The organism is Ramlibacter sp. JJN2-2R (genome assembly GCF_057747835.1).
The window spans coordinates 2,243,036-2,258,572 of record NZ_CM173226.1; the positions used below are offsets into that span (position 1 = coordinate 2,243,036).

The following is a 15,537-nucleotide window of genomic DNA, read 5'->3' on the forward strand; positions in this document are numbered from 1 at the left end:
CGCCCGAGCCGCGCCTCCAGGAGACACGCATGGCCAACGACATCCTCCGCCGGCTCGCGCCGGTCCTGCTCACGCTGGCGGTCGGCGCGACCGCCGCCGTCCCGCCCGCTGCCCGGGCCGAGGGCTACCCCGAGCGGCCCGTGCGCATCATGGTCGGCGCCTCGCCCGGCGGCGGCACCGACATCCTGGCGCGCCTGCTGGCCGACAAGTTCGCGGCCGACTTCGGCCAGTCGGTGGTGGTGGAGAACCGGCCGGGGGCCTCGAACACCATCGCCGCCGACATGACCGCGCATGCGACGCCCGACGGCAGCACGCTGCTGCTGGCCACCAACACCGGCCAGGCGATCGCGCCGCACCTCCTCAAGCTCAAGTTCGACCCGCTCAAGGACCTGCAGCCGGTGGGTCTGGTGGCGATGATGCCCAACGTGCTGGTGGTCTCGTCGGCGTCGCCGTACAAGTCGGTCAAGGACGTGATCGCGGCGATGGCGGCGCGTCCCGGCGCGGTCAAGTACGCGTCCTCGGGCGTGGGCAGCACGCAGCACATCGCGGGCGAAGCCTTCGCGCTGGCGACCGGCACCAAGGCCACCCACATCCCGTACAAGGGCAGCTCGCAGGCGCACGTGGACATCATCTCCGGCGAGGTGACCATGATGTTCGACTCCACCTCGTCGGCCATGGGCCAGATCCGCGCCGGCAAGTTCCGCCCGCTGGCCGTCACCGCCGAACGCCGTTCCGCGGAGCTGCCCGACGTGCCCACGCTCGCCGAGCTGGGCGTCAAGGGCGCCGACGTGCAGACCTGGTATGGCCTCTACACCACGGCGGGCACGCCCAAGGCCGCCGTCGACACGCTCGCCGCGGAACTGGGCAAGGTGCTGCGGCTCCCCGAGGTGCAGGCGCGCATCCGCGGCCTCGGCGGCGACGTCGGCACGCTGGCCGGCGAGCAGTTCGCCGAGATGAACCGGCAGGAGTTCGAGCGTTACCGCAAGCTGGTGCGCGACGCCAACATCCGGGCGGACGGCCTGTGAGCGCGGCATCGCGTCCGCGCGTGGCGGTGCTGCTGGGCGATCCCGGCGGGGTCGGCCCGGAGATGGGGGTGAAGCTGCTGGCGCGCGCGCCCAACCTGGAAGCGGCCGACGTGCTGCTGGTGGCGCCGCGCGCAGTGGTGGCCGCGGGCGAGCGCGTGGCGGGCGTGCGCCTGCCGGTGCGGACCGTCGACGACGCGGCCGCCCTGCGCCTGGAGCCCGGTCGCATCACGCACCTGGTGCAGCCCGACACGGGCGAGCCGCCGGTGGGCCAGTGCAGCACGGCGGCGGGCCAGGCCGCGCTGGCCGCGCTGGCCACGGCCACCGACCTGGCGCGCGCCGGCGCCATCGACGCGATCGCGTTCGCGCCGCTCAACAAGCATTCGCTGCGCCTGGCCGGCATGCAGGAGGAGGACGAACTGCGCTTCATGCAGCGGCGCTTCGGCGTCGAGGGCTTCGTCTGCGAGTTCAACATCACCGACCAGCTCTGGACGTCGCGCGTCACCTCGCACGTGCCGCTGCGCGAGGTGGCCGACCTGATCACGCCCGGCGCCGTGGCCGACGCGGTGCGCATCATCGATGCGGCGCTGCGGCGCGCCGGCATCGCCAGGCCGCGCATCGCCGTGACGGGCCTGAACCCGCACGCGGGCGACGGCGGTTCGATCGGCCGCGAGGAGATCGAGGTGATCGCGCCGGCCGTGCACGGCCTGCGGGACGCCGGCCTGGAGGTCAGCGGGCCGTGGTCGCCCGACACCGTGTTCATCGCCGCGCGGCGCGGCGACTTCGATGCCGTCGTCTCGATGTACCACGACCAGGGCCAGATCGCGATGAAGCTGATGGGGTTCGAGCGCGGCGTCACCCTGCACGGCGGCCTGCCGGTGCCGGTGGTCACCTCGGCCAGCGGCAGCGCGTTCGACATCGCCGGCCGCGGGCTGGCGCGCATCGAGGGGTTGCAGCACGCGTTCGACCTGGCGGTGCGCATGGCCGGGCAGGCCGGGGCCCGGCGCTGAGGACCTGGCGCCAAGGGCCTGGCGGCCGGACTGCGCCGGCACATAGTGGCTTTCAGCCAAGACGCGCCGCACCCATTGAAATCGGCGCAGCCGCGGCCTAGTCTGGCCCCTGCCAGGGAGCGCCATTCCCTGCCGCAGGAGCCCATCATGAAGAAGATCGCTGCCGCGCTCGGTCCGTTGCTGCTGTTGGCCGCCGCGTCCGGCCTGGCCCAGGACAAGGCCAAGGAAGCCCCGCCGCCGGGCCACGCGCCCGCGGCCAAGGCCAAGGGGCCGCCGGTTTCGGCCGCCGCGACGATCGCCAAGGCGACCGGCGCCGCGCCGGCGGACATCGGGCGCAACGCGGCCGTGATGGCCATGGTCGACGGCCAGATGAAGGAGCTGCGGGCCGGCACCAACGGCTGGATGTGCATGCTCGACCTCGTGGGCGACTCGATGTGCCTCGACAAGGAGTGGCAGGCCTGGGGCGAGGCCTGGATGAACAAGAAGGACCCGCCCAAGCCGAAGACGGTGGGCGTGGCCTACATGCTCAAGGGCGACAAGGGGGCGAGCAACACCGACCCGTACGCGACAAAGAAGACGGCCGACAACCAGTGGGTGGTCAGCGGCCCGCACATCATGCTGCTGCCGACCGATGCGGCCCAGCTCGATGCGTATCCGACCGACTGGACCAAGGGCGGCCCCTGGGTGATGTGGAAGGGCACGCCCTACGCGCACATCATGGTGCCGACCACCGCGATGGGGAAATCGGGCGTGGCAGGGGGCGGGAAGAAGGAGGGCGGCGCCAAATAGCGCCGCGGGAGGAAGGCGACGGCGCCTGGCCGCCGGGAAGGAAAAGGGGCGGCGCCGCAGGCGCCGCGCCGGGTTACTGGTCCGTGACCAGGGCACCCATGGCGAAGACGGACACCGGGATGCGGCCGGCCAGCTGTTCCGGGGAGTGGTCGAGCCAAGTCAGCTTCTTCAGCTCTTCCAGCTTGGCCTGGCGCTCCTGCTGGAGCTCCCGGGGGGTGAGTTCGTCCTGGTCCTCGATCAGGATGTGGAGGTCGGTTTCGGCGGCTTTCTTGGTGGGCATCCCCCAATTGTCGTAGTTCGCGCGCCAGAAGGCCAGCCGGAAATCGTTTGTCCACATGGACCGTCTGCAGTGCTTGACACGGCCGCCGCGGGGTGCGAGCGCGACAGCAGGCTGCGGAGGCCGGTCCGGGCGCCCCGCCGCGGCGGGGTGCCAGGCCGCTGGGCGGAGGACGGCCCCCCGGCGGGGACACCGCCTCAGTCGTTCCAGCGGCGCTCGTGGTCGCGCCAGTGGTGGCGGCGGCGCCACTCGGCCCGGCGCCAGTCGTCGCGGTCGCGGTAGTAGCCGCCCGGGGCGTACACGACCGGCGGCGCGGCATAGACCGGCGCCGGGCGGACGTACACGGGCTGGGGTTGCACGTACACCGGCTGGGGCTGGACGTACACGGGCTGGGGCTGGACGTACACGGGCTGCGGCGGCGGCACGTACACCGGCGCGGGCTGGACATAGACGGGCGCCGGCATGCCGATGACCAGGCTCACGTCGGTGCGGGCCTGGGCGGCGGTGGCGACGCCCAGCGCGCAGGCCGCGAAGGCGGCGGCGGCGAGGAACTTGCCGGAGATCGAGGGCTTCATGGTCACTCCTTGGGTGGGGCTGGAACGCATGGTGCGCCCCGTCGAATGAACGCTTGCTGAACCAATCGCCGAAAGTTGCCGGCGCGCCGCGCCGGGTAGCGCCTCAGGGCTGCGGCAACTCGATGTCGACCCGGGCGCCGCCCAGGTCGGCGCGGCCCAGGTCCAGCCGGCCGTGGTGGCTGGCCACCAGGTCGCTGACGACCGCCAGGCCGACGCCGTGCCCGGGCACCTTCTCGTCGCCGCGCACGTGCAGCTGCAGGATCGAGCTGGTGTCGGAAAAGCCCGGCCCGTCGTCGTCGACCCGGATGCGCAGGCGGCCCGCCTCGCGCCACGCGCGCACGGCCACCTGCCGGCGCGCCCATTTGGACGCGTTGTCCATCAGGTTGCCGAACACCTCGAAGGCATCGCCCTCGTCCAGGCGCCAGCGCAGGTCGGCCGGGCAGTCGATGGCGAAGGCCAGGCCCTTGCCCGCGTACACCTTCTCCAGCGAGTCGCGAACCCGCGCCAGCACCGGGGCCAGGGCGATCGGCGGCGCGAAGCGGGCGGCACCGGTGGCCGCGCCCCGGCCCAGCTGGTGCTGCACGATGTCGTCCATGCGCTGCACTTGCAGCGCGACCGCCGAGGGAAGTGTGGCCGGGTCGGCGAGCGCGGTGCGCAGCACGGCCAGCGGCGTCTTCAGGCTGTGCGCCAGGTAGCTCAGGGCCTCGCGGTAGCGGGTCTGGCGCTCGCGCTCCTGCTTGATCAGCGTGTTCAGGTTGTCGGTCAGCGCCGCGATCTCGGCCGGGTAGCGGCCCTGCACCTCGGCCTGCTCGCCGTCCTCGATGCGCCGGATCTCGCGTGCCACCCGCCGCAGGGGATCGAGCCCCCACTCCAGCAGCAGCGTCTGCGACAGCAGCAGCACCAGGCCCGCGCCGGCCAGCCAGGCCCACAGGGTGCGCTCGAACACGCGGACCTCGCGCTCGAACCCGGAGGCGTCCTCCAGCACCGACAGCACCAGCGGGGCCGGCTGCGAGCGCGCCTCCCATAGCACGCTGTAGGTCGCGGTCAGAAACGAGCGGCCGCCCGCGCTGGCGGTGCCGTAGTGCCACTGGCCGACGTCGGCGCGGGCCTGGAACGGCAGGTCCAGGCCGACCGAGGACGGCGAGCGCCAGGTCTCGGACCGGGCGGTGTTGGCGATGCTGGCGTACAGGCCCGAGGCGGGCAGCGACAGGCGCGGCTCGGGAAAACCGGCCGGCATCACCAGGGCGCCCTGCGGGTCGATCTCGGCGGCGGCCAGCAGCAGGTAGATCGTGCTTTGCAGGCGGGCGAAGCGCTCGGCGCGGCTGCTGTCAGCGTGGGCGCGCTGCACCGCCAGGCCGACCCCGGCCAGGAAGGCGATCAGCACCAGCGTGGCGCCCAGCAGCAGGCGGAGGCGGATCGAGCGCCCGGGCTTCATCCCAGCGTGAAGCGGTAGCCGCGCCCGCGCAGCGTCTCGATCGGCGCCAGCGTGCCCTCGGGGTCGAGCTTGCGGCGCAGGCGCCCGACCAGCACCTCCAGCACGTTGCTGTCGCGGTCCTCGTCGTGCGGGTACAGGTAGTCGGACAGGGCCTGCTTGCTCACCACCTGCGGCCGCTGCCGCACCAGGTACTCGAGCACGCGGTATTCGTAGGCCGTCAGCTCCATCGGGTGGCCGTTCAGGCGCGCCGACTGCGCCGCGAAGTCGACGGCCAGCGGCCCGAAGGTCAGCACGTCCGAGGTGGCCTTGAGCGACCGGCGCAGCAGTGCCTTGACGCGCGCGGCCAGCTCCGGGTACTCGAACGGCTTGACCAGGTAGTCGTCGGCGCCGGCTTCGAGGCCGACCACCTTGTCCTGCCAGCTCGATCGCGCGGTCAGCACCAGGATGGGCAGGGTGCGGCCGTCGGCGCGCAGCCGCTGCACGACCGCCAGGCCATTCAGCTTGGGCAGGCCCAGGTCGACGATGACCAGGTCCACCGGGTACTCGCGGGCCTGGAACAGCCCGTCCTCGCCGTCGGCGGCCTGGTCGACGCGGTAGCCGTCGGCTTCCAGCTGGCGGGCCAGTCCCAGCCGCAGCGCGGCGTCGTCCTCGATCAGCAGCAGGCGCATGGACGCGAGGGGCCCTTCAGCCCGGCCGGCCGCTGGCGGCGTCGACGAAGACCACCCGCACCTCGCCGCGCGCGGTGACGAGCTTGACGCGCCACACGGCGCGGCGCCCCGCGTCGACACGCTCGACCGACAGCACGCGGCCGTCGACCTGGCGGCGCGCGATGGCCGCCGCCTGGTCGGGGCCGACGTCGGCCCAGGCGGCCGCGGAGGCAGCAAGGAGGAGGGCGCAGAGCAGCCTGGAGAAAGGGCGCATGGAGGTGGCGTGGGGGGCGGAACGGTGTGCGGGCATCCTACAGTGGCTCGCGGGTTGCCCGACGAGGAACCCATGGTGCCCCGGGCTGCATGAACGCAACCTGAACCGGCTGCGCGCCGGGGCGGCTGCTCGGATCGCGCCACTGGGTGCCTGCACGCCGCGCCCCGGCAGGGCACGGCCGGGGACGGCGTGGCGCCGTCCCCGCAAGGTGGACGCGTTCAGTCCGCCTTGGCGCCCGACTCCTTCACGATCCTGGCCCACTTGGTGGTCTCGCTGCGGATGAAGTCCGCCAGCTGCGCCTGCGTCATGTCGCCGGCGCTGACGCCCAGGTCGACCAGCTTGGACTCGACTTCGGGAGCCTGCAGCGCGGCCTGCAGTTCCTTGTGCATGCGCGCCAGGATCGGCGCCGGCGTGCCGTGCGGGGCCATCAGCGCGAACCAGGTCGTCATCTCGTAGCCGGGCACGCCCGCGGCCGACAGGGTCGGCACGCCCGGGTAGGCGGACGACGGCTTGGCGGACGTCACCGCCAGCGCGCGCACCTTGCCCGCGCGGACGAACTGCGAGGCCGACGGGCTGGTTTCCAGCGCCATCTGGATCTGGCCGGCGACCAGGTCGGCCATCATGGGCGCGCCGCCCTTGTACGGCACGTGGGTGACCAGCGTGCCCGTCATCGAGCGGAACAGTTCACCGGCCAGGTGCTCGGTGCTGCCCGAGCCGGCCGAGCCGTAGTTCACGGTGCCAGGGTGGGCCTTGATGTAGGCGATCAGCTCCGGCACCGTCCTGGCCGGCACCGACGGGTGCACGATCAGCACGTTGGGCGTCGAGGCCACCAGGCCCACCGGGTCGAGGTCGCGGGTGAACTCGTACGGCAGGCTCTTGTAGAGGCCGGGCGCGATCGCATGCGCGATGGTGGCCAGGAAGAAGGTCGAGCCGTCGGCCGGCGCCTTGGCCGCCAGGTTGGCGCCGAGCGTGCCGCCCGCGCCGGCCTTGTTGTCGACGACGATGGGCTGGCCGAGCGCCGCCGACATCTTCTGGCCGACGATGCGCGCCAGGATGTCGGTGGTGCCGCCGGCGGCGAAGGGCACGATCAGCGTGACCGGCTTGGACGGCCAGGCGTCGGCGGCGCGGGCAGTGGGCAGGCCGGCCAGCAGGCCGGCGCCGACGACGGCGGCCACGAGCGCGCGGCGGGCAGTGTGGATGTTCTTCATGGTGTCTCCTTGGTGGATGGGAAAGGGAGGCGGTCAGTCGCTGCCCAGCTGCAGCCGGTTGGGCAGCCGCTTCTCGATGGCATGCTTGAGCAGTGCCGCTGTGCGGAAGATGCCGTGGGCGAACTTGCCGTACGGCAGGGTGAGGAAGAGGGCCATCACGATGCCCAGGTGCACGGCCAGCGTCAGCGGCATCGCCGCGGTGTCGCGCAGCACGAGCACCGCGAAGCCGCTGGCGCTGGTGAGCAGCAGCAGCGCGATGAAGCCGACGTCCATCGGACGCTGCGCGGCGTCGGCCTGCAGCGGCGCGCGCCGCAGGTTCAGCCACAGCAGGCCGGCAGGCCCCGCGAGAAGGCCCAGGCCGCCCAGGCTGCCCAGGGACACCGGCATGCTGGCCAGCGGATAGGGCGCCTCCAGGTGCAGCACGAAATGCAGGAAGGTCGCCACGCAGGTCGCGGCGAAGCACAGCAGGAAGCCGTAGAACGTGAGGTGGTGGAAGCGCCGCCGCGCGAGCGAGAAGCGGTCGTCCTCGACGTTGCAGCCGTCGCCGTGGCCGCCGCCCAGGTAGGTCAGGCGCGCCACGTCGTGGGCCGCTTCGGCAATTCCGGGCCCGCGCGCCGCCGCGAGCAGTGGCGCCTGCGCGGGCGGCAGGTCCACCGCCGGGGAGACGTCGCGCCAGAAGCGTCGCACGCCCAGCCCCAGCGCCACGATGGCAAAGCCGAACACCACGCCGAACAGCGCGGCCAGCAGGTTGTGCGGGAACACGGCGTAGAAATCGCCGCCCAGCGGCCGCGACAGGTTCGGGCCGGCCAGCAGCGTCGCCAGCGCGAGGAACAGCGCCAGCCCGCCGGCCAGGGCCAGTGCCGTGGCCAGGCCGGCGCGGCGGTACAGCGCGCCGAACGCCGCCGGCCACGCGTAGTCCTGGTAGGTGCGCGCGCGCACCTTGGCCAGCGCCTGCGGGAAGGCCACCGCGAACTCGTGCGGCGGCGCGTACTGGCAGGCGTTCAGGCACGCGCCGCAGTTGTGGCACAGGTTGGCCAGGTAGTGGATGTCGGCGCGGCCGAACTCCAGCCGGCGCGTCATCGCCGGGAAGACCGCGCAGAAGCCTTCGCAATAGCGGCAGGCATTGCAGATCTGCATCTGGCGCGCAGCTTCGACCTCGTCGGCGGCCAGCGGCAACGGCAGTGCGCCGCCCGCCAGCGCCGCCGCCTCGCGGGTCAGGGCCTCAAGCTGCTGCATGCGTCGCTCCCTGCAGCGCCGCCTCGGCGGCCCGGGCGCCGGCAATGCGGCCAAAGGCGGTGCCGATGCTCATGCCCACGCCGGCGGTGTAGCCGCGGCCGAGCACGTTGCCGGCCATCATCTCGCCCGCAACGAACAGGTTGTCGCTGGGGTGGCCGCCGAAATGCACGGCGGCGTTCTCGTTGGTTTTCAAGCCGAGGTAGGTGAAGGTGATGCCCGGGCGCAGCGCGAAGCCGTAGAACGGCGCGGTGTCGATCGGGCGGGCCCAGTGGGTCTTGGGTGGGGTGAGGCCCTGGGTCAAGCAGTCGTCCAGCACCGTGTGGTCGAACGTGCCGGGGCGGCAGGCGGCATTGAAGGCCTGCAGCGTCTGCATGAAAGGGGCTTCGGGCAGGCCCAGCTGGCGGGCCAGCTCGGGCAGCGTGGCGGCCTTCCGGCCGGGGAACACCGGCGGCATGAACCGGCCGATGGCCTTGCTGTCGATGATGCAGTACCCGATCTGCCCGGGCTGCTGCGCCACCAGCCGGCCCCAGATCGCGTAGCGCTTGGGCCAGAAGTCCTCGCCTTCGTCGTAGAAGCGCACGGCATCGCGATTGAGCATCACGCCCAGCGACACGCAGTCCACGCGCGTGACGATGCCGCCGTCGTACAGCGGGGCGCGCGCGTCGATGGCCACGCAGTGCGCCTGCGTCGGGTCGCCGATGATGTCGGCGCCGGCGTCCATCATCCGCTTGAGCAGCACGCCCTGGTTGAAGCGGGTGCCGCGGATCAGGAAGTTGTCGGCCGGCCATTCGCCGCGCTCGTTCTGGCCCCAGGCCTCGCGCAGCCACTCGCGGTTGGACTCGAAGCCGCCGGCGGCCAGCACGCACGAGCGCGCCTCGATGCGCTCGGTGCCGATGCGCGCGGCGACGAAGCGGCCGTCGCGGATCTCGATGCCGTCCACCGGCGCGTCGTAGCGCACCTGCACGCCCAGCGCCTCGGCGCTGCGGTAGTACGCATTGACCAGCGCCTTGCCGCCGCCCATGAAGAAGGCATTGGTGCGCGACAGGTGGAGCGTGCCCGACAGCGACGGCTGGAAGTGCACGCCGTGCCGCGCCATCCAGGGCCGGCAGGTCGACGAGGCGCGGATCACCAGCCGGGCGAGCCTTTCGTCGGTGGCACCGCCGGTGACCTTGAGCAGGTCCTGCCAGAACTCTTCCTCGGGGTACGCATCCTGCAGCACGTCCTGCGGGGCGTCGTGCATGCAGCGCAGGTTGCGCGTGTGCTGCGAATTGCCGCCGCGCCATTCGCGCGGCGACGCCTCGAGCAGCAGCACGCTGGCGCCGGCTTCGCGCGCCATGAGCGCGGCGCACAGGGCGGCGTTGCCGCCGCCGATCACTAGGGCATCGATCATCGCGGGGGGCGGGCGCCGCGCAGGCGGTGGCCGCAGTCGGTCATTGCTTGGGAGGGGTGGTGCGCGGGACCAGGCCGGTGTCGCGGATCACGGCGGCGTTCTGCGGCGCCGACAGGAAGGCGAGGAATCGGCGCGCTTCGGCCTGGTGCTGGCTGGACGCCACCACGGCCGCGGAGAACTCGGTGACGTACTGCACCTCGGCCGGCAGGTCGCCGACGATGTCGATGCCCTCGACCGGCAGCAGCTCGCTGCGCTGCTGGCAGCCGAAGTCGGCCTCGCCCCTGGCCACGATCTCGCCCACCGGGGTGGCCGGGATCTTGTGGCCCTTGCCGTGCATCTGCTCGGCGATGCCCAGGCGCGGCAGCATCTGCTTCTCGATGTATTCGCCGCTGGCGCTGTCGGACCAGGCCACCGAGCGGGCCGACAGCAGCGCGGACTTCAGCCCGTCCACGGTGTGGATGTCCGGATGCGGCTTGCCGCGCGGCACCGCGCAGGCGATGGTGGAGTCGGCCAGCAGCACCTTGCTGCCGGGCACCAGTTGCCCGCCGGCCATCAGCTTGTCCAGTGCGTCGCCGACCATGATGACCACGTCGACCGGCTCGTTGCGCGCCAGGCGCTGCGGGATCGCGTTGGCGGTCTTGCCCATCGACGGGCCCCACTCGGAGCGCACCTCGTGCCCCGGCTCCTGCTGGTACTTCTGCACCAGCTGCTTGTAGGCGGCGGCGAAGCCGCCCGAGGACACGACGTTCAGCGTGTCGGCGAGGGCGGGGCCGGCCAGCGCGGCGAGCGCGGCCGCGATGGCCAGGGTGCGTGCGCCACGGCGCGCTGCGCGATGGAAAACGTGCATGTCGAGGGTCTCCGGTTGGACGTGCCGGCGATGATCGCCGTGGCGCGGCTGCGCGGCAATTGCAACGTTCAATACAATCGTTGCATGGCGCGCATCAATTTCGACCTGCAGCAACTGCAGGCATTCGTCGCCGTGGCCGACAGGGGGGGATTCCGCGCGGCGGCCGACCACATCCACCTGTCGGCGTCCGCGCTCAGCCGCCGGATCGAACGGCTCGAGGAGTTGCTGGGCGCGCGGCTGTTCCAGCGCAGCACGCGCGATGTGCGGCTCACGCGCGTCGGCCAGGCTTTCCTCGAACGCGCCCGCGGCGCGCTGGACGACCTGGAGGCCGCGGTGCTCGGCATCCACGAGATCTCGGCGCATCACACCGGCCGTGTGACGGTGGCCAGCCTGCCGACCGCGGCCGTCACGATGCTGCCGCAGGCGATCGTGTCGTTCCGCCAGGCGATGCCGCGGGTGCACATCCGCGTGATCGACGAGGGCATGAACGAGGTGGCGGCCAGCGTCGTGTCGGGCGAGGCCGATTTCGCGCTCGGCTTCGCCGGCATGCTCGACGCCGGCCTGAAGTTCGAGCCGCTGTGGAAGGACCCGTACGTGCTGGCGGTGCGGCGCGACAGCCCGCTGGCGCGCAAGCGCCGGCTCGCCTTGAGCGACCTGGGCCACGTCCAGTGGCTCACCGTCGCCCGCACGAGCCGCAACCGCCAGGTGCTCGACGACTACTTCGCCGCGACCGGCATGTCGCCCAATGCCTGGATCGAGGTCGGCCACGTGGCGACCCTGCTGGCGATGGTCGAGGCCGGGCTGGGCGTGGCCATGGTGCCGGCGCTGTCCGTGCCGCCGAAGCACCCGGAAATCCGGGGGGTCGCGCTCGCGGGCGTCGACCTGCACCGGCATGTCGGGCTGCTGGCACAGGAGGGCCGCAGGCTCACGCCGGTGGCACGCCGGTTCTACGAGCACCTCAAGGGCATGCTGGGGCCGGGGGCGGGCCAACGCAGGCCGAAGGCGTCGGCGTAGACGCGCCGGCACGGCTCGGCCATCCGCGCGCTTGGGGGCATCCCGTGCAACCCCTGCTTACCCGAAAGGCCAGTTCATCGCGTGCGGGGCGGGCAAGCAGGTCTAAAGTGGTCCTCGAACGGTCGCCACCGGCGCCGAATGACCAGATCCGAGGCCCCCATGAGCACCAAATCGACCACCCACCATCCGCATCGGGACACCGCGTCGGCACAGACGGCCTGGCCCGAGCTGTCACGCCAGCAGTTCGCCCATGCGGCGGACTTCATGGCCGGCGCCTTCCGCGCCGCCGAAGCCGTCCAGCAGGCCGGCATCCAGATGAACCAGCGCGCGGCCCTGCTGCACAGCCAGGCCGCCGACAACGCCCGCAAGGCAGGCACGCCGATGGAGCTCATGCAGATCCAGTCGACCCTGCTGATGTACGAGTGGCAGGAGATGGCGCGCTACTCGCAGGAAATGGCGCTCGCGCTCACGCGCGCGATGGGCCAGCAGGCGGCACCGACGTCGAGCGACAGGAGTTCGACCTCGGCCAACGGCGCGATGGGCAATTTCGCGGAAGCCGCCAACGCGGCCATGGGCGCCGCCGGCCCGATGGTGCAGGCGTGGCAGCAGATGATGTCCGGCGCGCTCGCCGACGTGGCGCACCAGCGGCACTGAACCAGGGCCGCGTCGCCGGGGGGCGTTTCTCGCACCCGTGCCCGCCGCAGCCCATCGCGATCCGGCCCCGACCTGGATCGCGACCGCGCGCCGCGCCTGAGAGGCTGCGCGCGACCCCAACCCGAGAGGCACCAGCCGTTCCACTCGACCGTGGCTCGCCGCCACGGCAGGGATGGCTGCGGCCGTGCTCAGACGCTGTAACTCGCCCGCGGCACTGTTACGGACGCGCCATGCACCTGGCGCGCGATCCATCGCATAAAGGAGAGCACAGCGTCACCAAGGAGCTTGCCATGAACGAGGTCGTCCAGCGCCTGATCGACAAGACGGGCCTGTCTCCCGAGCAGGCCGAAATGGCCGTGCAGACGGTGGTGGGGTTCCTCAAGGACAAGCTGCCGGCGCCGGTCGCGGCGCAGCTCGACGCCGTCGTGGGTGGTGGCACCGCGGAGACCGCGGGCGGACTGGGCGGCGTCGCCGCCGGCGTGGGCGGCCTGTTCGGCAAGAGCTGAATCGGGGAGCGCGCCGTGATGAAGCAACTGTCCACGATCCTCCTGGGCGTCCTCGCTGCCGTCGCCGCGCACGCGCAGACCGCGGCTCCGGCCCGGGAGCTCACGCCCCAGCAGAAGCTGATGGGAACCTGCAACAAGGAAGCCACCGGCCTGAAAGGCGAGGAGCGCAAGAAGAAGGTCTCCGAATGCCTGGCCGACGGCAGGAAGCGGCAGCAGGAGGTGATGAAGGCATGCGCCGCCGAGAACAAGGGCAAGAAGGGCGACGAGTACAAGGCGGCCCAGAAGGAATGCCTGAGCCGGAACTGAAGCCTCGCGCCGCGCGAGGCCGGGCAGCAGGACCGCGTCACCGCGCGAAAGGCGTGTTCCGTGGCCGCGCAGCGTGACGTCGCCGCCCGGCGCACGCTGGCACTGGTCGGGCCCAGCGGTGCCGGCAAGACCAGCCTGGCCGAAGCCTTGTTGTGGAAGGCGGGCGTGCTCGGAGCGCCCGGCAGCGTGGAGAAGGGCACCACCGTGTCCGACGCCGACCCGCTGGAAAAGCGGGCGCTGCGCTCGCTCAACGCCAGCCTGCTGCACCTGGAGCACGGCGGCATCACCGCCTACCTGGTCGACACGCCCGGCACGCCCGACTTCCTGGGCCAGTCGCTGCCGGCGCTGGAGGCCGTGGATTCGGTGGCCGTCGTCATCAATGCCACCACGGGCATCGAGCCGATGGCGGTGCGCATGATGCAGTGGGCCAGGGACCGCGATCGCGACCGCATCTTGGTCATCAACCGGATCGACACGCCGGGCGCGAACCTGCCCGCGCTGCTGGCGCAGATCCAGGCCACGTTCGGCAAGGAGTGCCTGCCGGTCAACCTGCCGGCCGGGCGCGGCGAGCGCGTGCTCGACTGCTTCTGGTCGCGCGATGCCGGAGGCGCAACGCCGGACCTGCTGTCGGTGGACGGCGCCCATCGCGCGCTGGTCGAGCAGGTGGTCGACGTCGATGCGGCGCTGGTCGAGCGCTATCTCAACGACGGCGACGTCGATCCGGCGGAATTGCACGCGCCGCTGGAGCAGGCGCTGCGCGAGGGCCACCTGGTGCCGATCTGCTTCACCTCGGCGCGCACCGGCGCGGGCGTGGCCGAACTGCTGGACGTCATCGAGCGGCTGCTGCCCGATCCGACCGAGGGCAATCCGCCCGCGTTCCTGGAAGGCGAGGGCGAGCAGGCGCGGCCGATCGAGGCCGTGGCCGACCCGGGCCGGCACGTGCTGGCGCACGTGTTCAAGATCGCGCAGGACCCGTACGTGGGCAAGCTGGGCGTGCTGCGCGTGCACCAGGGCACGATCACGCGCGACAGCCAGCTGTACGTGGGCGACGGCCGCCGGCCGTTCAAGGTCGGCCACCTGTTCCGCCTGCAGGGCAACAAGCTGACGGAGGTGGCCAAGGCGGTGCCGGGCGACATCTGTGCCGTCGCCAAGGTGGACGAATTGCACTTCGACGCCGTGCTGCACGACGCCGCCGAGGACGCGCACATCCACCTGAAGCCGCTGCAGTTTCCCGAGCCGGTGCATGGCCTGGCGATCGAGCCGAAGCGGCGCGGCGACGAGCAGCGGCTGCACGAGATCCTGCAGAAGTTGGTGAGCGAAGACCCGTGCCTGCGCGTCGAGCAGGCGGCCGGCACGCACGAGACGGTGGTCTATGGCCTGGGCGAACTGCACCTGCGCACGCTGCTGGACCGCCTGACCGAGGTGCACGGCTGCCAGGTCGACACCCGGCCGCCGCGCATCGCCTACCGCGAGACCGTGGCCGCGGCGGCCGAGGGCCACCACCGGCACAAGAAGCAGACGGGCGGCGCCGGCCAGTTCGGCGAGGTGTTCCTGCGCATCGAGCCCTTGCCGCGCGGGGCCGGCTTCGAGTTCGTCGACGCGGTCAAAGGCGGCGCGATCCCCGGCAACTTCATGCCGGCGGTCGAGAAGGGCGTGCGCCAGGCGATGGAGCAGGGCGTGGTGGCGGGCTATCCGGTGGTGGACCTGAAGGTGACGGTCTACGACGGCAAGCACCACACCGTCGACAGCAAGGAGATCGCCTTCGTCACCGCGGGCCGCAAGGCGCTGGCCGCCGCCGTGCAGGCGGCGCAGCCGCTGGTGCTGGAGCCGATCGTCGACGTGGAGATCGGCGCGCCCGAGCAGAACCTGGGCGACATCACCGGCGACCTGGCGTCGCGCCGCGCGCAGGTCACGGGCACGCAGGCATCGGCGGACGGCCGCTCGACGGTGCTGGCGCAGGCGCCGCTGTCGGAGCTGGCGAGCTACCAGAACCGGCTCAACGCGCTGACCGGCGGCCAGGGCAGCTACACGCTGGCCTTCAGCCACTACGAACCGGTGCCGCCGGCCGTGCAGGCGCAGCTGGTGTCGCAGCATCGGCCGAGGGGGGAGTAGGGGGCGGGGCGTGGGCGTCCTGGGTCGACGGGCGCTGATTCTGGCCTTGCGGGTCTTGCCTGCAACGGAGCTGGATCCCGGGTCAAGCCCGGGATGACAGCTGTTGGGCGTCATTGCAGGCTTGACCCGCAATCCAGGCCCTCTCGCTGGCCCCGCCGCTGGATCCCGGGTCACGCCCGGGATGACAAGCTTCTGCGGGACGTAGCGGCATCGCGGGCCTTGCCAGCAACCGTAC

General features: G+C 72.2%; 17 protein-coding genes. 8 read left to right on the forward strand and 9 right to left on the reverse strand.

Going from position 1 to position 15,537, the window contains the following annotated elements; all coding sequences use genetic code 11:
* The first annotated feature begins 29 nt into the window (after positions 1–29).
* The 3 genes from AC3ANR_RS11010 to AC3ANR_RS11020 all read left to right on the forward strand — a co-directional run bounded on the left by AC3ANR_RS11010 (position 30) and on the right by AC3ANR_RS11020 (position 2,821).
* The gene (locus AC3ANR_RS11010) at positions 30–1,025 is read left to right on the forward strand and encodes a Bug family tripartite tricarboxylate transporter substrate binding protein (RefSeq protein WP_488288153.1); all 996 of its coding nucleotides are present in this window, start codon (positions 30–32) and stop codon (positions 1,023–1,025) included.
* Complete coding sequence (locus AC3ANR_RS11015) at positions 1,022–2,032, forward strand: 4-hydroxythreonine-4-phosphate dehydrogenase PdxA (RefSeq protein ID WP_488288154.1); 1,011 nt, start codon at positions 1,022–1,024, stop codon at positions 2,030–2,032. Before AC3ANR_RS11010 ends, AC3ANR_RS11015 begins: the two co-directional genes overlap by 4 nt.
* 147 nt (positions 2,033–2,179) lie before the next feature.
* Positions 2,180–2,821: a hypothetical protein gene (locus tag AC3ANR_RS11020; RefSeq protein ID WP_488288155.1), complete on the forward strand. Its 642-nt coding sequence runs from the start codon at positions 2,180–2,182 to the stop codon at positions 2,819–2,821.
* Between the two features lie 73 nt (positions 2,822–2,894).
* On the opposite strand, the gene AC3ANR_RS11025 is transcribed toward AC3ANR_RS11020, so the two are convergent.
* The 9 genes from AC3ANR_RS11025 to AC3ANR_RS11065 all read right to left on the reverse strand — a co-directional run bounded on the left by AC3ANR_RS11025 (position 2,895) and on the right by AC3ANR_RS11065 (position 10,710).
* On the reverse strand, positions 2,895–3,101 hold the full coding sequence (locus tag AC3ANR_RS11025) for a hypothetical protein (RefSeq protein WP_488288156.1): 207 nt from the start codon (positions 3,099–3,101) through the stop codon (positions 2,895–2,897).
* A 194-nt stretch (positions 3,102–3,295) separates the two neighbouring features.
* A complete protein-coding gene (locus tag AC3ANR_RS11030) occupies positions 3,296–3,673 on the reverse strand; it encodes a hypothetical protein (RefSeq protein WP_488288157.1) in 378 nt (125 codons plus the stop codon).
* A 103-nt stretch (positions 3,674–3,776) separates the two neighbouring features.
* Positions 3,777–5,108, reverse strand: coding sequence for an ATP-binding protein (locus AC3ANR_RS11035; RefSeq protein ID WP_488288158.1), 1,332 nt, complete (start codon positions 5,106–5,108; stop codon positions 3,777–3,779).
* A complete protein-coding gene (locus tag AC3ANR_RS11040) occupies positions 5,105–5,776 on the reverse strand; it encodes a response regulator transcription factor (RefSeq protein WP_488288159.1) in 672 nt (223 codons plus the stop codon). The genes AC3ANR_RS11035 and AC3ANR_RS11040 overlap by 4 nt, the downstream gene beginning before the upstream one ends.
* A 16-nt stretch (positions 5,777–5,792) precedes the next feature.
* A complete protein-coding gene (locus tag AC3ANR_RS11045; protein WP_488288160.1) occupies positions 5,793–6,029 on the reverse strand; it encodes a PepSY domain-containing protein in 237 nt (78 codons plus the stop codon).
* 218 nt (positions 6,030–6,247) lie between these two features.
* The gene (locus AC3ANR_RS11050) at positions 6,248–7,237 is read right to left on the reverse strand and encodes a Bug family tripartite tricarboxylate transporter substrate binding protein (protein ID WP_488288161.1); all 990 of its coding nucleotides are present in this window, start codon (positions 7,235–7,237) and stop codon (positions 6,248–6,250) included.
* A 33-nt stretch (positions 7,238–7,270) separates the two neighbouring features.
* Entirely contained in the window at positions 7,271–8,473 is a 1,203-nt protein-coding gene (gene tcuB, locus AC3ANR_RS11055) for a tricarballylate utilization 4Fe-4S protein TcuB (RefSeq protein WP_488288162.1), read from the reverse strand.
* The gene (gene tcuA, locus AC3ANR_RS11060) at positions 8,460–9,863 is read right to left on the reverse strand and encodes an FAD-dependent tricarballylate dehydrogenase TcuA (RefSeq protein ID WP_488288163.1); all 1,404 of its coding nucleotides are present in this window, start codon (positions 9,861–9,863) and stop codon (positions 8,460–8,462) included. Before tcuA ends, tcuB begins: the two co-directional genes overlap by 14 nt.
* Positions 9,864–9,903: 40 nt before the next feature.
* Entirely contained in the window at positions 9,904–10,710 is an 807-nt protein-coding gene (locus tag AC3ANR_RS11065; protein ID WP_488288164.1) for a substrate-binding domain-containing protein, read from the reverse strand.
* An 84-nt stretch (positions 10,711–10,794) separates the two neighbouring features.
* Here AC3ANR_RS11065 and AC3ANR_RS11070 point away from each other — a divergent pair, with 84 nt between their 5' ends.
* The 5 genes from AC3ANR_RS11070 (at position 10,795) to fusA (ending at position 15,302) form a co-directional block, all read left to right on the forward strand.
* Positions 10,795–11,724, forward strand: a complete 930-nt coding sequence (locus tag AC3ANR_RS11070; RefSeq protein ID WP_488288165.1) for a LysR family transcriptional regulator — start codon at positions 10,795–10,797, stop codon at positions 11,722–11,724.
* 159 nt (positions 11,725–11,883) lie between these two features.
* Positions 11,884–12,378, forward strand: coding sequence for a hypothetical protein (locus tag AC3ANR_RS11075; protein ID WP_488288166.1), 495 nt, complete (start codon positions 11,884–11,886; stop codon positions 12,376–12,378).
* 290 nt (positions 12,379–12,668) lie between these two features.
* The gene (locus AC3ANR_RS11080) at positions 12,669–12,884 is read left to right on the forward strand and encodes a hypothetical protein (protein ID WP_488288167.1); all 216 of its coding nucleotides are present in this window, start codon (positions 12,669–12,671) and stop codon (positions 12,882–12,884) included.
* An 18-nt stretch (positions 12,885–12,902) separates the two neighbouring features.
* Positions 12,903–13,190: a PsiF family protein gene (locus tag AC3ANR_RS11085; protein WP_488288168.1), complete on the forward strand. Its 288-nt coding sequence runs from the start codon at positions 12,903–12,905 to the stop codon at positions 13,188–13,190.
* A gap of 60 nt (positions 13,191–13,250) precedes the next feature.
* Positions 13,251–15,302, forward strand: coding sequence for an elongation factor G (gene fusA, locus AC3ANR_RS11090; RefSeq protein ID WP_488288169.1), 2,052 nt, complete (start codon positions 13,251–13,253; stop codon positions 15,300–15,302).
* Positions 15,303–15,537: the final 235 nt, after the last annotated feature.